Annotated in this window: 14 protein-coding genes; 6 read left to right on the top strand and 8 right to left on the bottom strand. The window is 65.8% G+C overall.

Annotation, left to right across the window (positions count from 1 at the left end; all coding sequences use genetic code 11):
• Positions 1–273: 273 nt before the first annotated feature.
• The 5 genes from N4G42_RS22630 to N4G42_RS22610 form a co-directional block, all read right to left on the bottom strand.
• The gene (locus N4G42_RS22630) at positions 274–1,041 is read right to left on the bottom strand and encodes a class II glutamine amidotransferase (protein ID WP_260668811.1); all 768 of its coding nucleotides are present in this window, start codon (positions 1,039–1,041) and stop codon (positions 274–276) included.
• A 91-nt stretch (positions 1,042–1,132) separates the two neighbouring features.
• Positions 1,133–2,590, bottom strand: a complete 1,458-nt coding sequence (locus N4G42_RS22625; protein ID WP_260668810.1) for a DHA2 family efflux MFS transporter permease subunit — start codon at positions 2,588–2,590, stop codon at positions 1,133–1,135.
• Between the two features lie 59 nt (positions 2,591–2,649).
• Positions 2,650–2,841 carry a 4-oxalocrotonate tautomerase gene (locus N4G42_RS22620; protein WP_015016108.1) on the bottom strand — a complete coding sequence of 64 codons (192 nt, stop codon included), beginning with the start codon at positions 2,839–2,841 and terminating at the stop codon, positions 2,650–2,652.
• A gap of 43 nt (positions 2,842–2,884) precedes the next feature.
• Positions 2,885–3,136, bottom strand: a complete 252-nt coding sequence (locus tag N4G42_RS22615) for a cysteine-rich CWC family protein (protein WP_260668809.1) — start codon at positions 3,134–3,136, stop codon at positions 2,885–2,887.
• 202 nt (positions 3,137–3,338) lie between these two features.
• Positions 3,339–5,549 carry a malate synthase G gene (locus N4G42_RS22610; RefSeq protein ID WP_260668808.1) on the bottom strand — a complete coding sequence of 737 codons (2,211 nt, stop codon included), beginning with the start codon at positions 5,547–5,549 and terminating at the stop codon, positions 3,339–3,341.
• Between the two features lie 230 nt (positions 5,550–5,779).
• On the opposite strand from N4G42_RS22610, the gene N4G42_RS22605 reads away from it, so the two are divergent.
• From N4G42_RS22605 to N4G42_RS22595, 3 genes are all read left to right on the top strand, one after another.
• A complete protein-coding gene (locus tag N4G42_RS22605; protein WP_260668807.1) occupies positions 5,780–7,705 on the top strand; it encodes an acyl CoA:acetate/3-ketoacid CoA transferase in 1,926 nt (641 codons plus the stop codon).
• Positions 7,706–7,856: 151 nt separating this feature from the next.
• The gene (locus tag N4G42_RS22600) at positions 7,857–8,792 is read left to right on the top strand and encodes a LysR family transcriptional regulator (RefSeq protein WP_015016104.1); all 936 of its coding nucleotides are present in this window, start codon (positions 7,857–7,859) and stop codon (positions 8,790–8,792) included.
• Positions 8,793–8,822: 30 nt separating this feature from the next.
• The gene (locus tag N4G42_RS22595; RefSeq protein WP_260668806.1) at positions 8,823–9,470 is read left to right on the top strand and encodes a LuxR C-terminal-related transcriptional regulator; all 648 of its coding nucleotides are present in this window, start codon (positions 8,823–8,825) and stop codon (positions 9,468–9,470) included.
• Between the two features lie 147 nt (positions 9,471–9,617).
• Here N4G42_RS22595 and N4G42_RS22590 read toward each other — a convergent pair whose 3' ends face one another.
• Positions 9,618–12,296, bottom strand: coding sequence for a PAS-domain containing protein (locus N4G42_RS22590; protein ID WP_260668805.1), 2,679 nt, complete (start codon positions 12,294–12,296; stop codon positions 9,618–9,620).
• A 239-nt stretch (positions 12,297–12,535) separates the two neighbouring features.
• On the opposite strand from N4G42_RS22590, the gene N4G42_RS22585 reads away from it, so the two are divergent.
• Both N4G42_RS22585 and N4G42_RS22580 read left to right on the top strand, forming a co-directional pair.
• The gene (locus N4G42_RS22585) at positions 12,536–13,906 is read left to right on the top strand and encodes a dicarboxylate/amino acid:cation symporter (protein WP_260668804.1); all 1,371 of its coding nucleotides are present in this window, start codon (positions 12,536–12,538) and stop codon (positions 13,904–13,906) included.
• A gap of 172 nt (positions 13,907–14,078) precedes the next feature.
• Positions 14,079–14,525, top strand: a complete 447-nt coding sequence (locus N4G42_RS22580; protein ID WP_260668803.1) for a DUF2214 family protein — start codon at positions 14,079–14,081, stop codon at positions 14,523–14,525.
• A 97-nt stretch (positions 14,526–14,622) separates the two neighbouring features.
• Here the strand turns inward: N4G42_RS22580 and N4G42_RS22575 are convergent, their stop codons facing one another.
• Both N4G42_RS22575 and N4G42_RS22570 read right to left on the bottom strand, forming a co-directional pair.
• A complete protein-coding gene (locus tag N4G42_RS22575; RefSeq protein ID WP_260668802.1) occupies positions 14,623–14,916 on the bottom strand; it encodes a PsiF family protein in 294 nt (97 codons plus the stop codon).
• Positions 14,917–15,000: 84 nt separating this feature from the next.
• The gene (locus N4G42_RS22570; RefSeq protein ID WP_260668801.1) at positions 15,001–15,525 is read right to left on the bottom strand and encodes a hypothetical protein; all 525 of its coding nucleotides are present in this window, start codon (positions 15,523–15,525) and stop codon (positions 15,001–15,003) included.
• 110 nt (positions 15,526–15,635) lie between these two features.
• Between N4G42_RS22570 and argS the strand changes: the two genes are divergently transcribed.
• Positions 15,636–17,345 carry an arginine--tRNA ligase gene (gene argS, locus N4G42_RS22565; RefSeq protein ID WP_260668800.1) on the top strand — a complete coding sequence of 570 codons (1,710 nt, stop codon included), beginning with the start codon at positions 15,636–15,638 and terminating at the stop codon, positions 17,343–17,345.
• Position 17,346: the final 1 nt, after the last annotated feature.

The following is a 17,346-nucleotide window of genomic DNA, read 5'->3' as shown; positions in this document are numbered from 1 at the left end:
AGAAGACATCGAAATGCGCCAGGGGCTGTAGGCTGCTCAACGCTTGTGGTACCGCAGTTCGCAGGGTTTGCACCGGACTTACCGGGCCGCCAGACGCACGAAGCCCCTCATCCACGCAGTCCGCACAGCTCCAGATCGAACTGTCAGAATGGGCCCACTCGCTTCAATCAATACGGCATGAGCTGATCGGTAGAACCTCGCGAGAACCAAAGTGCACCCGTTCCGCGCGTCCCCATATTCACAGCCTCTCTCAGCGGCGATATATCGTATGCGTCAGATAGGCAGCCGTCGGCCTTGTTCGAACACCAGCAGTTCACCTTTGCCGAACGCCGTCCACGTTTCGTTGGTCGTGAGGGGGCTGGTCACGATCACTGCCACCTGATCGTTCACGCCAGTCTCCTTCGAAAAATCCAGCTGGAGGTCTTCGTCACTCAGCTGCGCAGCGCCGAAAGGATGGCGGCGCTCTATGTAGTGCAGATGGGTAGAGGCGTGTGCCCACAACGCCTGTCCATTGGAAAGCAGGAAATTGAATGTGCCGTGGGGCGCTATGCGCGCAGCGAGTTCCTTGAGCGTTAGCGTCAGCTCTGGAACAGAAGGCACGCTGGCGTGCGATTTGGCCAACTCTTGCATGATCCAGCAAAAAGCATGCTCGCTGTCGGTATCGCCCACGGGGCGGAAATGCGAATGCAGGCGAGGGCGGAAGTCTTTCAAATCTCCGTTGTGGGCAAAGACCCAGTAGCGGCCCCACAGCTCACGCACGAACGGATGGCAGTTCTGCAGGCTCACCATGCCTTGGGTGGCCTTGCGGATATGGGCGATGACGTTTCGGCTCTTGATGGGGTAACGGCGAAAGAGTTCGGCCACCGGTGAGTCCACGGCCGCCAGATGGTCCACGAAGTGCCGAAGCCCCTTGTCCTCAAAAAACGCGATGCCCCAGCCGTCCGTATGGTGGTCGGTCTTACCGCCGCGTTGCGCAAAGCCCGTGAAGCTGAAGGTCACATCGGTGGGCACATTGCAGTTCATGCCGAGGAGTTGGCACATGGCGGAGGTTCCGTTTCTTTGATTTCTTGAAAGGCTTGATGGGGCAATGCGCGCATCCGCCTTCAAGCATCAGGACAAGGCATGCCTGCTGTCAATCTGGCCGCGCCTCGCGCAGCTGCCAGGCGGCCACCAGCGCCAGCCCGCACAGAAAAGTCAGCATCAAAAAGGTTTCACCGAATGCTGCGATGCGCGCCGGGTTGCTTGCTCCGGCCGTCAACGAGGCGCCATGTGCGCCGAGTCGCCATTCGAGCACGATGCCGCACAGGCTGACCCCGGCGGCGCCGCCCAGCATGCGCAAGAAGCCAATGGCGCTGGAGCCCTGAGAAATGAGCGACTTGTCCAGCGGGCGCATGGAGCCCAGATTCAGCGAGGGCAGAATGAAGCCGAGTCCAATGCGTCCCAGGATCGCAAAAGCGACGAGCATCCACAGCGACGAGCCAAGGCCCACAAACACCATCAGCCCGAACGACAGGGCCAGCAAACCGAGCCCGGTGCTGACCAACAAATGGGTGGGCTGCCGGTCCGCCAATCGGCCCACCATGGCGATGGTGGCGGCCAGAACGAACCCTGCCGGCAGCATGAGGGTGCCCACGTGCGATGCCGACAGCTCCAGCCCCAGTTGCATGAACACCGGCAACAGGTAGGTAGAGCCGAACAAGGCGGTGCCGTAGATGAATGCCACCACACTGCCCATGGCGAACTGCCGGTATTGGAAGAGGCGCAGGTCCATGAGCGGCTTGCGTCCGGTGCGCAGCAGCCTGCGCTGCCAGGCAATGAAACAGGCGACGGCCACCACCGCACCCACCAGCAAGCCTACCGCCTCGACGTGAGAGCCGCCATGCAGCGACACCAGGCCGTTCAGCAGGCATAGCGTTCCCACCGTGCCCAGCAGAAGGCCTCGCCAGTCCAGCGCCTGGCCTTGCCGATTGGCCTCAACCCCTCCAGGGGCGGTGACCGGTACAAACTTGTACGCCAGCCAGATGGAGGCCAGGCACAGCGGCACTACCATGAAAAATATGGAGCGCCAGCCAAACCAATCCACCAGCAAACCGCCCATGCTCGGACCGATGGCCGGCGCCAGCACGACGCCCATGCCAAAAATGCCGCTGGCGCGCCCCTGCTCGTGGGGCTGGAAGGCATACAGGATGATGACGGCCGGGATGGGCTGCACCACACCCGCTGCCAGCCCCTCGGCGACGCGTGCCGCCAGCACCAGGCCAAAGTCGCGCGCCAGGCCGCCCCCCACACCGCCAATGAGCAGCAGCAACATCGCGCCCACATACGTCGCGCGGTAACCGTACCGCGACAACAGCCAGGGGGTGGTGAGCATGGACACGGTGGTGGCCACCATGAACCCGGAGGTGACCCACTGGGCGCGCTCCTGGCCCAGTGCAAAGTAGTGGCTCATGTCCGGTATCGCCACGTTGACGATGGTGGAGGACATGATGGAGGCCATGGTGCCGACCATCACGGACAGCAACAACAGCCACCGGTAGCGCTCGCCATAACGCTCGCGCAACACGGCCAGAGACCCCGAAGCGGTGCTCATGAAGCGATCCGGCAGAGATGCGATGCCACGGGGTCAGTGACGGAGGGAGGCTGCACCACTCAGGATGTGCGCTCCAGCCAGAGCTTGCCGCCCGTGGCCCAGTTTTCGCGCTTTACGTCCGTAATCAGGATGTCCACCGACTCGGGCGAGCCGCCCAGGATCTCGACGGATACGCGGGTGATCTCTTCCACCAGCTTCTTCTTTTGCTCGACCGTGCGGCCTTCCATCATTTCGATGTGGTACGTGGGCATGTCTTGTTCCTTCGCGCGCTGTGAAGACAGCGAAAAGCCCAAATCATATCGGCGAAGGCGGGTGGCCTGCGGCGGAGGGTTGCTGTGCGTCTGGCGCCGGCGCGCCGCAAGCCGCGCAGATACAGACCTTGCCGCGTGCCTCCTGCGGCAAAGCGGCCAAGGCCGCAGGGTCGATGGTCTGCGTCATGCACCAGCAGCTTTCTGCTGGGAGACCCGCCGCGATAGCGCACTGATTGGGCTGCCCGCACAGCGGGCAGACAGACGGAACGGGGTGGGTAGGTGGTGCTGCAGGCATAGGAGTAAGCGCGTGGGCGTCGGTGCCAGTGTACGGCGCAGCTTGCCCCAAACGCGGTCGCCGCTTCTCACACAACTGGACAAGGTGAGTCGGAGTACTGCCTGAAACAAAAATAGCTGCTAGCGCACATATTTATTGTGCTAGCAGCTATCAAAAGTGGAGTGGTCAGCGCCGTGAATACGGCACTGCCTGCAGTCGGGAATCAGGCCGCTTGCGCTGCCTTCAGCTTCAGGCGCCAGGCGTGCAGCAGTGGCTCGGTGTAGCCGCTGGGCTGTTCCATGCCCTTGAAGACCAGGTCACACGCTGCCTTGTAGGCCATGCTGGTGGCAAAGTGTCCGGCCATGGGCTGATACAGCGGGTCACCCGCGTTTTGCTGGTCCACCACGGCGGCCATGCGCTCAAAGGTCTCGCGCACCTGGGCTTCCGTCACCACGCCATGGTGCAGCCAGTTGGCCATGTGCTGGCTGCTGATGCGCAGCGTGGCGCGGTCTTCCATCAGGCCCACGTTGTGAATGTCAGGCACCTTGGAGCAGCCCACGCCCTGGTCCACCCAGCGCACCACGTAGCCCAGAATGCCCTGGGCGTTGTTGTCCAGCTCCTGCTGCTTCTCGGCGTCGCTCCAGTTCGGTGCAGCGGCCACGGGCACGGTGAGCAGGCCGGTCAGCAGGTTGTCGCGCTCGGCGTTCACATCGGTTTTTTCCAGCTCGATCTGGATGTCGCTCACCTTCACCTGGTGGTAGTGCAGCGCGTGCAGCGTGGCGCCCGTGGGGCTGGGCACCCAGGCAGTGTTGGCACCGGCCTTGGGGTGGGCGATCTTCTGCTTGAGCATCTCGGCCATCAGGTCGGGCATGGCCCACATGCCCTTGCCGATCTGCGCCTTGCCGCGCAGGCCACAGGAGAGGCCCACCAGCACGTTGTTCTTCTCGTACGACTGGATCCAGGCGCTGGTCTTCATGTCGCCCTTGCGCACCATAGGACCAGCGTGCATGGCGGTGTGCATTTCGTCGCCGGTGCGGTCCAGAAAGCCGGTGTTGATGAACGCCACGCGGCTTGATGCAGCGGCAATACAGGCCTTGAGGTTGACGGACGTGCGGCGCTCCTCGTCCATGATGCCCAGCTTCACGGTGCTGTCGGGAAGGCCCAGCAGCTTCTCGACGCGGCCGAAGAGTTCAGCGGCAAAGCCGACTTCGGCCGGGCCGTGCATCTTGGGCTTGACGATGTAGACGCTGCCCTTGCGGGAGTTGCGGATGCCGTTGGCGCCGTGCCCTTGCAGATCGTGCAGCGCGATGGCCGTGGTCACTACCGCGTCCATGATGCCTTCGGGGATCTCGCGCTGTGTGCCCTGCGCGTCGGTCCACAGGATGGCCGGGTTGGTCATCAGGTGGCCCACATTGCGCAGGAACATCAGCGAGCGGCCATGCAGGCGCACTTCGCCGCCTTGGGGGGCCGTGTAAACACGGTCAGGGTTCAGCCCGCGCGTGAAGGTCTTGCCGCCCTTGGCGACCTGCTCGGTCAGCGTGGCCTGGATGATGCCCAGCCAGTTGCTGTAGCCCAGCACCTTGTCTTCGGCGTCCACGGCGGCCACGGAGTCTTCCAGGTCCAGGATGGTGGACAGGGCCGCTTCCAGCACCAGATCGCTCACGCCTGCGGCATCGGACTGGCCGATGGGCGTGCTGCGGTCGATCTGGATATCGAGGTGCAGGCCGTTGTGCTGCAGCAGCACCGACGACGGCGCGGCGGCATTGCCCTGGTAGCCCTTGAACTGCGACGCGTCCTTCAGGCTTGTGGTGCTGCCGTTTGCGAGTGACACCACCAGCTGGCCGCCTTCCACCTTGTAGCCCGTCGAATCCTTGTGCGAGCCCGAGGCCAAAGGCGCGGTGTCGTCCAGCACCTGGCGCGCAAAGGCGATCACCTTGGCGCCGCGCACGGGGTTGTAGCCCTTGCCCTTTTCGGCGCCATCGGTTTCGGGGATGGCGTCCGTGCCATACAACGCGTCATACAGGCTGCCCCAGCGCGCGTTGGCGGCGTTGAGTGCATAACGTGCGTTCAGGATGGGCACCACCAGTTGCGGGCCGGCCTGCGTGGCCAGCTCGTCGTCCACGTTGGTGGTGGTGGCCTTCACGTCGGCAGGCTGGGGCACCAGGTAGCCGATCTTTTCGAGAAAGCCGCGGTAGGCCACCATGTTCTGGATGGGGCCGGGGTTGGCCTTGTGCCAGGTGTCCAGCTCGGTCTGGAGGCGGTCGCGCTCGGCCAGCAGGGCGATGTTGCGCGGGGCCAGGTCGGACACGATGGCGTCAAAACCTTTCCAGAAGGCGGTGGCGTCCACCCCCGTGCCGGGCAGCACCTTATCTTCGACAAAGCGGTACAGGGAAGTGGCCACTTGCAGGCCGTGGACTTGGGTGCGTTCGGTCATGGGGTGCCTCAAGAAGAGTGGTGAAAACGGAGATCAATGAAAAACGGTGCCCGCAACAGCAGGCCATGGAGAGACTGTATTTCAAATGTTTGCCCACATAAATACGCTGAAAATCTCTAAACCAGTGACTTTTACGCAAAACTGGTGACAGTCCGTAGTCACCCTGAATGGTGCTTTCGCCCGTTACCCACTACGCTGCGCGCACAACAAACCCACCGGGAGACAAACCCATGCAGGCACCCCTGGACGCCAGCGCGCTCAACGCGGCCCACAAGAACAAGATCGTGAGCGCCGCAGATGCCGTGCAGCTCATCCACGACGGCGACACCGTGGCCACGGGCGGCTTTGTGGGCATCGGCTTTGCCGAGAGCATTGCGGTGGCGCTGGCCCAGCGCTGGGAAACGACCCAAACCCCGCGCGACCTCACGCTGGTCTACGCCGCAGGCCAGGGCGACGGCAAGCAGCGGGGCCTCAACCACCTGGGCCACGCCGGCCTGCTCAAGCGCGTGATCGGCGGGCACTGGAGCCTGGTGCCCCGCATCCAGAAGCTGGCGGTGGACAACCAGATCGAGGCCTGGAACCTGCCCCAGGGCGTGATCACGCATTTGTTTCGCGACATCGCTGCAGGCAAGCCCGGCACGCTCACGCGCGTGGGCCTGGACACCTTTGTGGACCCGCGCCACGGCGGCGGCAAGCTCAACGCGCGCACCACCGAAGACCTGGTGCGCATCCTGCCCATCGACGGGCAGGACTACCTGTTCTACAAGGCCTTTCCGATCCACGTGGGCATCATCCGCGCGACCACGGCCGACGCCGACGGCAACCTCACCATGGAGCGCGAGGCGCTCACGCTCGAAGCGCTGGCGATTGCCATGGCCGCGCGCAACTCGGGCGGCGTGGTCATCGCCCAGGTCGAGCGCATCGCCGAGCGCGGCACGCTCAACCCCCGGCAGGTGAAGGTGCCCGGCGTGCTGGTGGACGCCGTGGTGCTGGCCACCGAGCCCGCGCACCACCACCAGACCTTTGCCGAGCCCTACAGCGCCGCGTTTGCGGGCGAGTTGCGCGTGCCCATGGACACGCTGGAGGCCATGCCCCTGACCGAGCGCAAGATCATCGCCCGCCGCGCGGCGCTGGAGCTGCGCCCGCACCAGGTGGTGAACCTGGGGATCGGCATGCCCGAGGGGGTGGCCAACGTAGCGGCTGAAGAGCGCATCATCGACCTCGTCACGCTCACGGCCGAGCCCGGCGTGATCGGCGGCATCCCCGCCGGCGGGCTGAACTTCGGCGCGGCCGTGAACCCGCAGGCCATCATCGACCAGCCCAACCAGTTCGACTTCTACGACGGCGGGGGCCTGGACATCGCGATCCTGGGCCTGGCGCAGGCCGACCAGCACGGCAACCTCAACGTGAGCAAGTTCGGCCCGCGCCTGGCGGGTGCGGGCGGCTTCATCAACATCAGCCAGAACGCCAAGACCGTGGTGTTTGTCGGCACCTTCACGGCGGGTGCGCTGCAGGTGGAGGCGGTGGACGGCCACCTGCACATCCTGCACGAAGGCGGCGCGCGCAAGCTGGTGCGCGAGGTCGAGCACCGCACCTTCAGCGGCGCAGAGGCGCTGCGGCGCGGCCAGCGCGTGTTGTATGTGACCGAGCGCTGCGTGTTCCGCCTGGTGCCCTCGGGCGAGGTGGATGGCGGCGGTGCGCTCGAGCTGATCGAGTTGGCGCCCGGCATCGACCTGCAGCGCGATGTGCTGGCCCACATGGCATTCACGCCGCGCATCAGCCCCGGCCTGCAGACCATGGACCTGCGCCTGTTTGAGCCCGGCCCGCTGGGCCTGCGCGAGCAGCTGCTCAACCGCCCGCTGGTGCAGCGCTTTGAGCTGGACGCCGCGCGCCAGCTGCTGCACATCGACTTCTCGGGGCTGCAGATCAACACCGCCAGCACCATCGACGCCATCGAGCTGGAGGTGCGCCGCCTGCTCGCTCCGCTCGCCGCACAGGGCGAGCGCGTGAGCGTGATAGTGAACTACGACCACTTCACCATCGCCCCCGACCTGGCCGACGCCTACACCGCCATGGTGCAGGGCCTCACGCGCGACCTCTACACCGAGGTCAAGCGCTATGGCACCGTGGGGTTCCTCAAGTCGCGCCTGGTGTGAAGTGAGGGTGATGCTGGTTCACTATCATTTATGTAGCTGTTCAAGCATATTCCACTAGCGCATGCGGCCTGTTTGGATTCAAAACCGATCACAGACCGTGCCAGAGTGCGCCGCCAGGCCCTTCGCCGCTTTATCCCCATAATCAGCGCCCATGGACAAACTCAAGGCCTTCGAATCGTTTGTGTCGGTGGCAACACGCGGCAGCCTCACCGCTGCGGCCAAGGCCGAGGGCGTGGCGCCGGCCATCATGGGGCGGCGGCTCGATGCGCTGGAAGAACACCTGGGCGTGAAGCTGCTGGTGCGCACCACGCGCCGCATCAGCCTCACGCACGAGGGCAGTGCGTTTCTGGAAGACTGCCAGCGCCTGTTGTCCGACGTGGCCAACGCCGAGGCCAGCGTGTCCGAAGGGGGCGTCAAGGCCACGGGCCATTTGCGCATCACCGCACCGGCCGGCTTTGGCCGCCGCCATGTGGCGCCGCTGGTGCCACGTTTTCGCACCGCCCACCCGGACGTGACCATCTCGCTCAACCTCAGCGACCGCGTGGTGGACCTGGCGGGCGAGGGCTATGACTGCGCCGTGCGCGTGGGCGACCTGCCCGACTCGTCGCTGGTGAGCGTGCGCATTGCCGACAACCGCCGCCTGTGCGTGGCCACACCCGCCTACCTGCAGCGTCACGGCACCCCGCGCCACCCCAGCGAGCTGGTGCAGCACGACTGCCTCACGCTGTCGAGCGAGGCATCGCAAACACGGGGCTGGGCGTTCCGCATGCCGGTTGAAGGCGGTGGCACCGAGGTCATCCACCTCAAGCCCGGCGGCCCGCTCGATTGCTCGGACGGGCAGGTGCTGCACGACTGGTGCCTGGCGGGCTACGGCATTGCCTGGCGCAGCACCTGGGAGGTGGAGGCCGAGATCGCGGCAGGCCGGCTGGTGGAGGTGCTGCACGATTTTGCGGCGCCGCCCAACGGCATCTATGTGGTGTTTCCGCAGCGCAAGCACATGCCGCTGCGGGTGCGGCTGTGGATCGAACACCTCAAGCACCAGTACGCGCAGCCCGCGTTCTGGAAAGGCCCGCAGGCCGGCGGCTGATAGCCCCCGTGGCAGACTGCACAACACTCCATGTCCACCGCGCCCACGCTCCTTGTCGCTGACGACCACCCGCTGTTCCGTGCGGCTGTGCTGCACGTGCTGCGCGAGCGGCTGCCGCAGTTTCGCACGCTGGAGGCGGCCAGCGCCGCCACGCTGGGCCAGGCGCTGCAGGACCACCCCGAGGTCGAGCTGGTGCTGCTGGACCTGAGCATGCCCGGTACGCGCGGCTTCTCGGCCCTGTTGCATGTGCGCGGCGAATACCCCGAGCTGCCCGTGGTCATCATCTCGTCCAACGACCACCCCCGCGTCATCCGCCGCGCCCAGCAGTTTGGTGCTGCGGGCTTCATCCCCAAGTCCGCGCCCGCCGACGCCATGGGCGACGCCATCCAGGCCGTGCTGGACGGCGGCAGCTGGTTCCCGCCCATGGCGGCCGAGCGCTCCGAGGCCGACGCCGAGCTGGCCGCGCGCCTGGCGCAGCTCACGCCCCAGCAATTCCGCGTGCTGCTGTGTTTGGCCGACGGCCTGCTGAACAAGCAGATTGCGAGCGCGCTGGGCCTGGCCGAGAACACGGTGAAGGTGCATGTCACCGCCATCCTGAAAAAGCTGGAGTGCTACAGCCGCACGCAGGCGGCTGTGCTGGTCAAAAGTCTGGAGACGGAAGACGGCGTGTCTTCCTGAGGTGGAGCTCTGCATCAAAACGGCCGCTGTCGCTTATTCAATAAGCCCTGGATGCTACTAAAAGCGTAGCGACGAGCGCAGCCTCTCCACCCGGGCGCAGCACCCTGCGTGAGGCGCCGTGCAAGGGCCGCCCCGCCGCGCAGCGGCTCAGGGGGATGCTCCCTGTCTCAGCAGCGTCTGGCTCACCAGCGCCCGCAGCGCGGGGGCGCGCACCGGCTTGGCCAGAAAGCCCCAGCCGCGTTCGGCGGCCTGGCGGCGCAGGGTGGCATCGCGCTCGGCGGTGACCAGGATCACGGCAGGCGTCTGGCCCCAGCGCTGGCACAGCTGCGCGAATACTTCAGGGCCGTGGAGGCCGGCGCCCAGGTGCACGTCCAGTAGCACCAGCTGCGGTGCTTGGCCGGGCTGGGCGGCGGCCAGGGCCTCGGGCGCGCCAGCGGCCAGCGGCACCGTGCAGCCCCAGCGCTGCAGCAGGGCCTGCGTGGCGGCGCAGGTAGGGCCGTCGTCATCAATGACCCAGGCGCTGCTGCCTTGCAGGGGGGCGTCGTCGGCGGGTTGCTGCGTGGTGGCGGGGGGCGCAGCCTGCTGCGCGGCGGCGGGGTTGCCCAGCGGCACACACACCCAGAACACGCTGCCGCGCCCTAGCTGTGAGCGCAGGCCAATCTCGTGCCCCAGCAGGCGACCCAGGCGTTCGACGATGGCCAGGCCCAGGCCTGCGCCCCGGTCGTCGGCGCGGCCTTCGTCCAGGCGGCGGAATTCTTCGAAGATCTCGCGCTGCAATGCCTCGGGGATGCCGGGGCCCTGGTCGTGCACCTCGATGCGCAGGTGGTGGTCGCCCACCCTGCGGCAGCCCACCACGATGCGCCCGCGCCGGCTGTAGCGGATGGCGTTGGAGACAAAGTTCTGCAGGATGCGGCGCAGCAGGTTGTCGTCGGTGCGCACCACGGCGCGCGTGGGCACGCAGCGCAGTTGCAGGCCCTGGCTTTCGGCCATCACGCCAAAGTTGTGGCCCAGCACCTGTAGCAGGGGCCCCAGGGCCACGTCGTGGATGTGCACATCGAACTGGCCCGACTCCATGCGCGAGATGTCGAGCAGGCTGTTGAGGATGGCGTCCTGCGCGGCCAAGGCGCCGTCGATGCTGTCCACGGCGTGCCGTTCGGCGTCACCCGGCAGATGGCTGCGCAGCAGCGAGGTGAACATGCGTGCGGCGTTCAGGGGCTGCAGCAGGTCGTGCACGGCGGCGGCCACAAAGCGGGTTTTGGATCGGTTGGCCTGCTCGGCCTCGCGCCGCGCGGCGTCCAGGTCGCGGGTGCGGTCGGCCACGCGCTGCTCCAGTGCGTCGGCCAGCGATCGCAGCTCGCGTGCGGCGTTCTTGTAGCTGGTGATGTCGGCGTAGCTGGTCACAAAACCGCCCTCGGGCAGCGGGTTGCCCCGGATCTCCAGCACCGTGCCGTCGTCCTTGGCGCTTTCGTGCAGGTGGGGGGTGCCGCTGCGCAGGTGCGCCAGGCGGCGTTCGATGGCTTCTTCCACCGGGCCCGGGCCCAGCAGGCCCCGGCGTGCGTTGTGGCGCATCAGGTCTTCAATGGGGCGGCCCACCTGCATCAGGTCGGCGGGGTAGCGGAACAGTTGCACATAGCGCGAGTTCCAGGCCACCAGCTTCAGGTCGGCGTCGATGATGACCACGCCCTGGGGCAGGTGTTCCAGGCTGCGGGAGAGGCCCGTGTCCGTTTGTTGCGCGGCTTGCTGCGCGGCCTGCACGATGCCGTCCTGCGCGGTGCGCAACTCCTGCGCGTGCTGTTGCAGCACGGTCTCCAGCTCCTGGCGGCTGCGCTGGCGCAGGCGGGCCAGGCGCTGGCGCTGGCGCACAAACAGCACCAGCAGCGACAGGGCCAGCCAGCCGCCGCCCCCGGCTGCGGCCGCCCAGCGGCTGTCGGCCATGCTGCTGTGGGTGGTGTGCACCAGGTGCAGTTGCCAGGGCGTGCCGGGCAGGGGCTGGGTCAGCCACAGCATGCGGCCGGGTGGGGCGGGCATGTCGGCGGACGTTTGCACGCGCACCAGCCGTCCGCCGTTGTCCAGGTGGTCGTCCACCCGATAGTCGAGCGGGCGCAGAGGCTGGTCGGAGTATTGCCGCGTGGCGTTCAGCTCGCGGCGCTCTTCGTCGTCCAGCGGCTCCAGCAGGCGGTAGCGCCAGGCGTCCTGGCTGGCCAGAAAGACCACGCCATGCGCGTCCGACGCCAGCACGATGTCGGGTGTCTGCAGCCATTCGCGCTCCAGCTCCTGCAGCGCGATCTTGATGGCCACCAGCCCCAGGATGTGGCCGCTGTCGTCGCGGATGGCCTGCGACAGGAAGTAGCCCGGCTCGCCCGTGGTCACGCCGATGCCGTAGAAGCTGCCGCGCCCCTGGGCCAGCGCCTGCTGCACATAGGGGCGAAAGCTGTAGTCCACACCCACATTGCTGGTGGCCGTGCGCCAGTTGCTAGCTGCCACGGCCAGGCCGTCGCGGTTGAGCAGGGTGAGGGTGGACGACTGGCTGGCGCCGTTGGCCTGCTCCAGCTTGCGGTTGAGCTGCGCCACCTCGTCCGGGCTCAGGGTGCGGCGCAGGGCGTCCTGCAGTTGCGCGTCCAGGGCCAGCACCTCGGGCAGGGTGCGGTAGCGGTCGATGCGCTGGGCCAGCGTCTGGCCGTACAGGGCCAGCTGGCGCTGCACGCTGTCGCTTTCGTCCAGCAAGGACCGGTGCCAGGCCCATTGGCCGGCGGCAAACATGCTGGCCGCAGTGCCTGCAAGCAGGAGGAGCAGCGTCCAGAACTGGCGAAGGCGGGGCGTGGGCATGAAAAAACGGAGTTCTGAAACCAGTCTGGTGCAGGTGGGGAGTGTGCCGCACCGGTTCCAGGGGGCTCCAGGGGCTAGGTAGTTACCCTTATGGTGCGTCGATGCTCTCCTCTGGGGCGTTGGGCGACTAATACCAATAGGTTATCGGCTGAAACAAAGTGCAGCGGTACAAACGGCACCCTGACAGCGCACCGGTGCACTCCGGTGGTGCAGTCCCAAGACCCCAGGAGACCCGTTCCATGCACAACCATTCCGCTCCCGCAGCCTCGACCTTGAAGCTGCCTTTTTATCGGCAACTGTACTTCCAGGTGGTGTTCGCCATCGTCCTGGGCGTTCTGCTGGGCCATTTCGAGCCGTCCTACGGCGAGGCGCTCAAGCCGCTGGGCGATGCTTTCATCAAGCTGGTCAAGATGATCATCGCCCCGGTGATCTTTCTGACCATCGTGACCGGCATCGCGGGCATGTCGCAGCTTTCCACCGTGGGCCGCGTGTTTGGCAAGGCCATGGCGTACTTTCTGTTCTTCTCCACGCTGGCCCTGGTGGTGGGCCTGGTGGTGGCCAACGTGGTGCAGCCCGGCGCGGGCATGAACATCAACGTAGCCGACCTGGACCAGACGGCGGTGAAGGGCTACGTGGCCAAGTCGCACGAGATGACGCTCACGGGCTTTGCCATGGACATCATCCCCAAGACGCTGGTGAGCCCGTTTGTGGGCGACAACATCCTGCAGGTGCTGCTGGTGGCCGTGCTGTTCGGCATTGGCCTGGCCATGGTGGGTGAGGCAGGCCGCCCGGTGCTGAACTTTCTGGACGCGCTGACGACGCCTGTGTTCAAGGTGGTGGGCATCGTGATGAAGGCGGCGCCTCTGGGTGCGTTTGGTGCCATGGCGTTCACCATTGGCAAGTTTGGCCTGGGCTCGCTGGTCAACCTGGCGTGGCTGGTGGGCTCGTTCTATGTCACCTCGCTGCTGTTTGTGGTGGTGATCCTGGGCTTGGTGGCGCGCCTGTGTGGCTTCTCGGTGTTCAAGCTGATCCGCTACCTCAAGGCCGAGCTGATGCTGGTGCTGGGCACTTCGTCGTCTGAATCCGCCCTGCCATCGCTGATGGAAAAGATGGAAAAGGCGGGTTGCAGCAAGTCGGTGGTGGGCCTGGTGGTGCCCACGGGCTACTCGTTCAACCTGGACGGCACCAACATCTACATGACGCTGGCCGCGCTGTTCATCGCCCAGGCGACCAACACCGAACTGACGCTGGGCCACCAGGTGGCGCTGTTGCTCGTCGCCATGCTGTCGTCCAAGGGCGCGGCGGGCGTGACGGGCGCGGGCTTCATCACCTTGGCCGCCACCCTGGCCGTGGTGCCCGAAGTGCCCGTGGCCGGCATGGCGCTGATTCTGGGCGTGGACCGTTTCATGAGCGAATGCCGCTCGCTGACCAACTTCATCGGCAACGCCGTGGCCACGGTGGTCGTCTCCCGCTGGGAAAACGCGCTGGACCAAGATCGCCTGGACGCGGCGATGAATGGCCATCCGCTGCCGCTCGCAGTGTCTGCAGCCTCGGCCCCCGTGGTGTCGGCGGATGTGCCTGTGGCGACGGTGGCGCGCACCGTGGCTTGATGGCGGGTACTTGCTGAATCAGCGCTGCCAGCGGCGCGGGCTTTCGGGCCCGCGCCGCTTCTTTTTGGAGCGGTCAGGCCCGCGCCATCGCGCACAATGGTGGCCCTGCCGGATGGCACTGTGAGCGCTTGGAGCTGCGCAGTGGCCTCGGGCGCTACAAGGAATCTGCACCATGACCCTCGAAGCCATCCTGGCCGCCTTTCACCTTCTGGCCATCCTGACCTTTGTGGTTTTTCTGTCCAGCCAGGCGGCGCTGTGCCGTATCGAGTGGCTCAATGCTGCCGTGGTCGAGCGCCTGGCCCGCTTGGATGTGATCTACGGTGTGGCCGGGGCGGTGATGATTGGCAGCGGCCTGGCCCGGTTGATCTGGGGCGTGAAGGGCGCCTCGTGGTACCTGTCGCAGCCCCTGTTTCACATCAAGATCACCCTGGTGCTGGCCATGGTCGTGCTGTCGTTTGTGCCCTCGGCTGCGTTTCGCCGCTGGCGCCAGAACCTGCGCATCACTGGCGCCCTGCCGCCCGCCGCAGAAGTCGCGCGGGTCCGCCGCCTGGTGATGATCCAGTCGCATGTGCTGCCTGTGGTGGCCGTGATTGCAGTGTTCTGGGCGCGCGGCTGGTAAGTGCAAACACGCCCCCCATAAAAAAGCCCGCCTGGCTGGATGCCGGCGGGCTTTTGCTTATCGAGCCCGGTGAAGATGCACCGGGTGTGAACTTACTTCACTTCTTCAGGCACTCGCTCATGAAGGCCTTGCGCTCGTCGCCCTTGAGCGTCTTGGCCTTGGCGTCAGCGTTGCAGGTTTTCATCTTGTCCTGCTGGGTGGCGGGCTTGTTGCTCAGGCAGGTCTTCATGAAGGCCTTGCGCTCGTCGCCCTTCATGTCTCCGGCGTCCTTGTTGCAGGTCGCCATCTTCGATTGCTGTTTGGTAGGGGCCTTAGCGTCTTCGGCGGCGTGGGCACCAAAGCCCAGTGTCAGCGCCAGGCCGAGTGCAGTCAGGGAAAGAAGCTTTTTCATGGAATCTCCTGGTGTGAATGCGTTATGGGGGGTCCCGGCGGCATTGCACCATAGAACATGGCGCGCGACAACGCGGACCCGTCATCACAACCCTGCGCGGGCCCTGGTGGCCGCGGCTGCATGAAAGGCTTTCAGTGCCGTGTGGATCTGCCGGGGGTCGTGCGCCAGGCCACCCAGGGCAAACACCACATCCCCCCGTTGCTGCCAGCGTTTGAGTGCCTTGACGATCACACCCCGTGCGGAGTCTCTGTGGCCGGGGCGCAACTTGACCAAGATCACGCCTTCGTAGTCGTCCAGGTGCGCACGTTCCATGGCCTCCCAGGTCACGGTGTGCGGGTCGTCCTGGCGCAGATCGGTGATACCGGTGGCGTCAATGACCACCGCCGGGTCTTGCTCCCGGTAGGCCTCCAGGGCGGACCGGCCCAGGGTTCCGCCCACACAGAAGGAGACGAATGCGGCACACAGGCAGAGGGCCGTGAGCAGTCGGTCGTTCGATACAGACGCCCAATACAGCGAGAAGGCCAGGCATACCGCCATCAGCAGCACAAAAGGCACCTGAAACACCAGGGTCCAGCGGCGCCGATAGAGCAGGATGGGCTGGGGTTGCACGCGCACTCTCCGGTTGAAAGGGCATTGCGGCCCATTGTGCCTTTCGCTGCGGGATGCCTCCTGGCGGCGCGTCTGGCGCCCTGCTGCTGGCAGACCCGTAAAATCCACCGATGCTCACAGCCAAAAATGAATTGCTCGCTGCGCTCGCAGCCGAGCTGGAAAACCTGTTCCCCGGCGCTGGCGCCAAGGCAGCCTTTGAATCTCCCAAGGTGGCGGCCCATGGCGACTTCGCCTGCACCGCGGCCATGCAACTGGCCAAGCCCCTCAAGCTCAACCCGCGCGCACTGGGCGAGCAGCTCAAGGCCGCACTCGAAGCCACGCCCGCCTTTCAGCGCTGGGTGTCCGCCATTGAAATCGCGGGCCCGGGCTTTCTGAACATCCGCCTCCAACCCGCCGCCAAGCAGGAAGTGGTGCGTGAGGTGCTGGCTGCGGGCGAGCGCTTTGGTTACCAAGCCAGCAACGGCCAGCAGGTGCTGGTCGAGTTCGTGTCGGCCAACCCCACGGGCCCGCTGCACGTGGGCCACGGCCGCCAGGCCGCGCTGGGCGATGCGATTTGCAACCTGTTCAGCACCCAGGGCTGGAAGGTGCACCGCGAGTTCTATTACAACGACGCAGGCGTACAGATCGACACGCTGACCAAGAGCACGCAGCTGCGCGCCAAGGGCTTCAAGCCTGGCGACGACTGCTGGCCCACCGACAGCGAGAACCCGCTGGCCAAGAACTTCTACAACGGCGACTACATCGCCGACATCGCCGAGGCCTTCAAGGCCAAGGCCACCGTGAAGGCTGACGACCGCGAGTTCACGGCCAACGGCGATGTGGAGGACTACGACAACATCCGCCAGTTTGCGGTGGCCTACCTGCGCAACGAGCAGGACAAGGACCTGCAGGCCTTCAACCTCCAGTTCGACGAGTACTACCTCGAATCCAGCCTGTACACCAGCGGCCGCGTCGAGGCCACGGTGAACAAGCTCGTAGCCAACGGCAAGACCTACGAGCAGGACGGTGCGCTGTGGCTCAAGTCCACCGATTACGGCGACGACAAGGACCGCGTCATGCGCAAGCAGGACGGCACCTTCACCTATTTCGTGCCCGACGTGGCGTACCACATTGCCAAGTGGGAGCGCGGCTTCACCAAGGTTGTCAACATCCAGGGCACGGACCACCACGGCACCATCGCCCGCGTGCGCGCCGGCCTGCAGGCGGCCGATGTGGGGATCCCCAAGGGTTACCCCGACTACGTGCTGCACACCATGGTGCGGGTGGTCAAGGGCGGCGAAGAGGTCAAGATCAGCAAGCGTGCCGGCAGCTACGTCACGCTGCGCGATTTGATCGAGTGGACCAGCAAGGATGCGGTGCGCTTCTTCCTGCTCAGCCGCAAGCCCGACACCGAGTACACCTTCGACGTGGACCTGGCCGTGGCACAGAACAACGACAACCCCGTGTACTACGTGCAGTACGCGCATGCCCGCATCCAGTCGGTGCTGCGTGCGTGGCAAGAGGCGGGCGGTGGTGATGTGGCTTCGCTCAAGGATGTGGACCTGTCCGCCCTCGAAGGCCCGCAGGCCCAGGCGCTGATGCTGCAACTGGCCAAGTACCCCGAGATGCTCACCGCCGCCGCCGACGGTGAGGCGCCACACGATGTGACCTTCTACCTGCGCGACCTGGCCGCCAGCTACCACAGCTATTACGATGCCGAGCGCATCCTCGTGGACGACGAGGCTGTGAAGAAGGCGCGCCTGGCGCTGGTCGCTGCCACCGCCCAGGTATTGCACAATGGCCTGGCCGTGCTGGGCGTGTCGGCCCCGGCCAGAATGTAAG

This window comes from Acidovorax sp. K2F (genome assembly GCF_025246485.1).
Taxonomy (GTDB): Bacteria; Pseudomonadota; Gammaproteobacteria; order Burkholderiales; family Burkholderiaceae_C; genus Acidovorax; species Acidovorax delafieldii.
This window is presented reverse-complemented; position numbering and strand designations above follow the sequence as displayed.

Excerpts from the sequence above, each read along its gene's own strand:
- N4G42_RS22630 (WP_260668811.1), bottom strand. The coding sequence starts at position 1,041 with ATGTGCCAACTCCTCGGCATGAACTGCAATGTGCCCACCGATGTGACC.
- N4G42_RS22625 (WP_260668810.1), bottom strand. The coding sequence starts at position 2,590 with ATGAGCACCGCTTCGGGGTCTCTGGCCGTGTTGCGCGAGCGTTATGGC.
- N4G42_RS22620 (WP_015016108.1), bottom strand. The coding sequence starts at position 2,841 with ATGCCCACGTACCACATCGAAATGATGGAAGGCCGCACGGTCGAGCAA.
- N4G42_RS22615 (WP_260668809.1), bottom strand. The coding sequence starts at position 3,136 with ATGCCTGCAGCACCACCTACCCACCCCGTTCCGTCTGTCTGCCCGCTG.
- N4G42_RS22610 (WP_260668808.1), bottom strand. The coding sequence starts at position 5,549 with ATGACCGAACGCACCCAAGTCCACGGCCTGCAAGTGGCCACTTCCCTG.
- N4G42_RS22605 (WP_260668807.1), top strand. The coding sequence starts at position 5,780 with ATGCAGGCACCCCTGGACGCCAGCGCGCTCAACGCGGCCCACAAGAAC.
- N4G42_RS22600 (WP_015016104.1), top strand. The coding sequence starts at position 7,857 with ATGGACAAACTCAAGGCCTTCGAATCGTTTGTGTCGGTGGCAACACGC.
- N4G42_RS22595 (WP_260668806.1), top strand. The coding sequence starts at position 8,823 with ATGTCCACCGCGCCCACGCTCCTTGTCGCTGACGACCACCCGCTGTTC.
- N4G42_RS22590 (WP_260668805.1), bottom strand. The coding sequence starts at position 12,296 with ATGCCCACGCCCCGCCTTCGCCAGTTCTGGACGCTGCTCCTCCTGCTT.
- N4G42_RS22585 (WP_260668804.1), top strand. The coding sequence starts at position 12,536 with ATGCACAACCATTCCGCTCCCGCAGCCTCGACCTTGAAGCTGCCTTTT.
- N4G42_RS22580 (WP_260668803.1), top strand. The coding sequence starts at position 14,079 with ATGACCCTCGAAGCCATCCTGGCCGCCTTTCACCTTCTGGCCATCCTG.
- N4G42_RS22575 (WP_260668802.1), bottom strand. The coding sequence starts at position 14,916 with ATGAAAAAGCTTCTTTCCCTGACTGCACTCGGCCTGGCGCTGACACTG.
- argS (WP_260668800.1), top strand. The coding sequence starts at position 15,636 with ATGCTCACAGCCAAAAATGAATTGCTCGCTGCGCTCGCAGCCGAGCTG.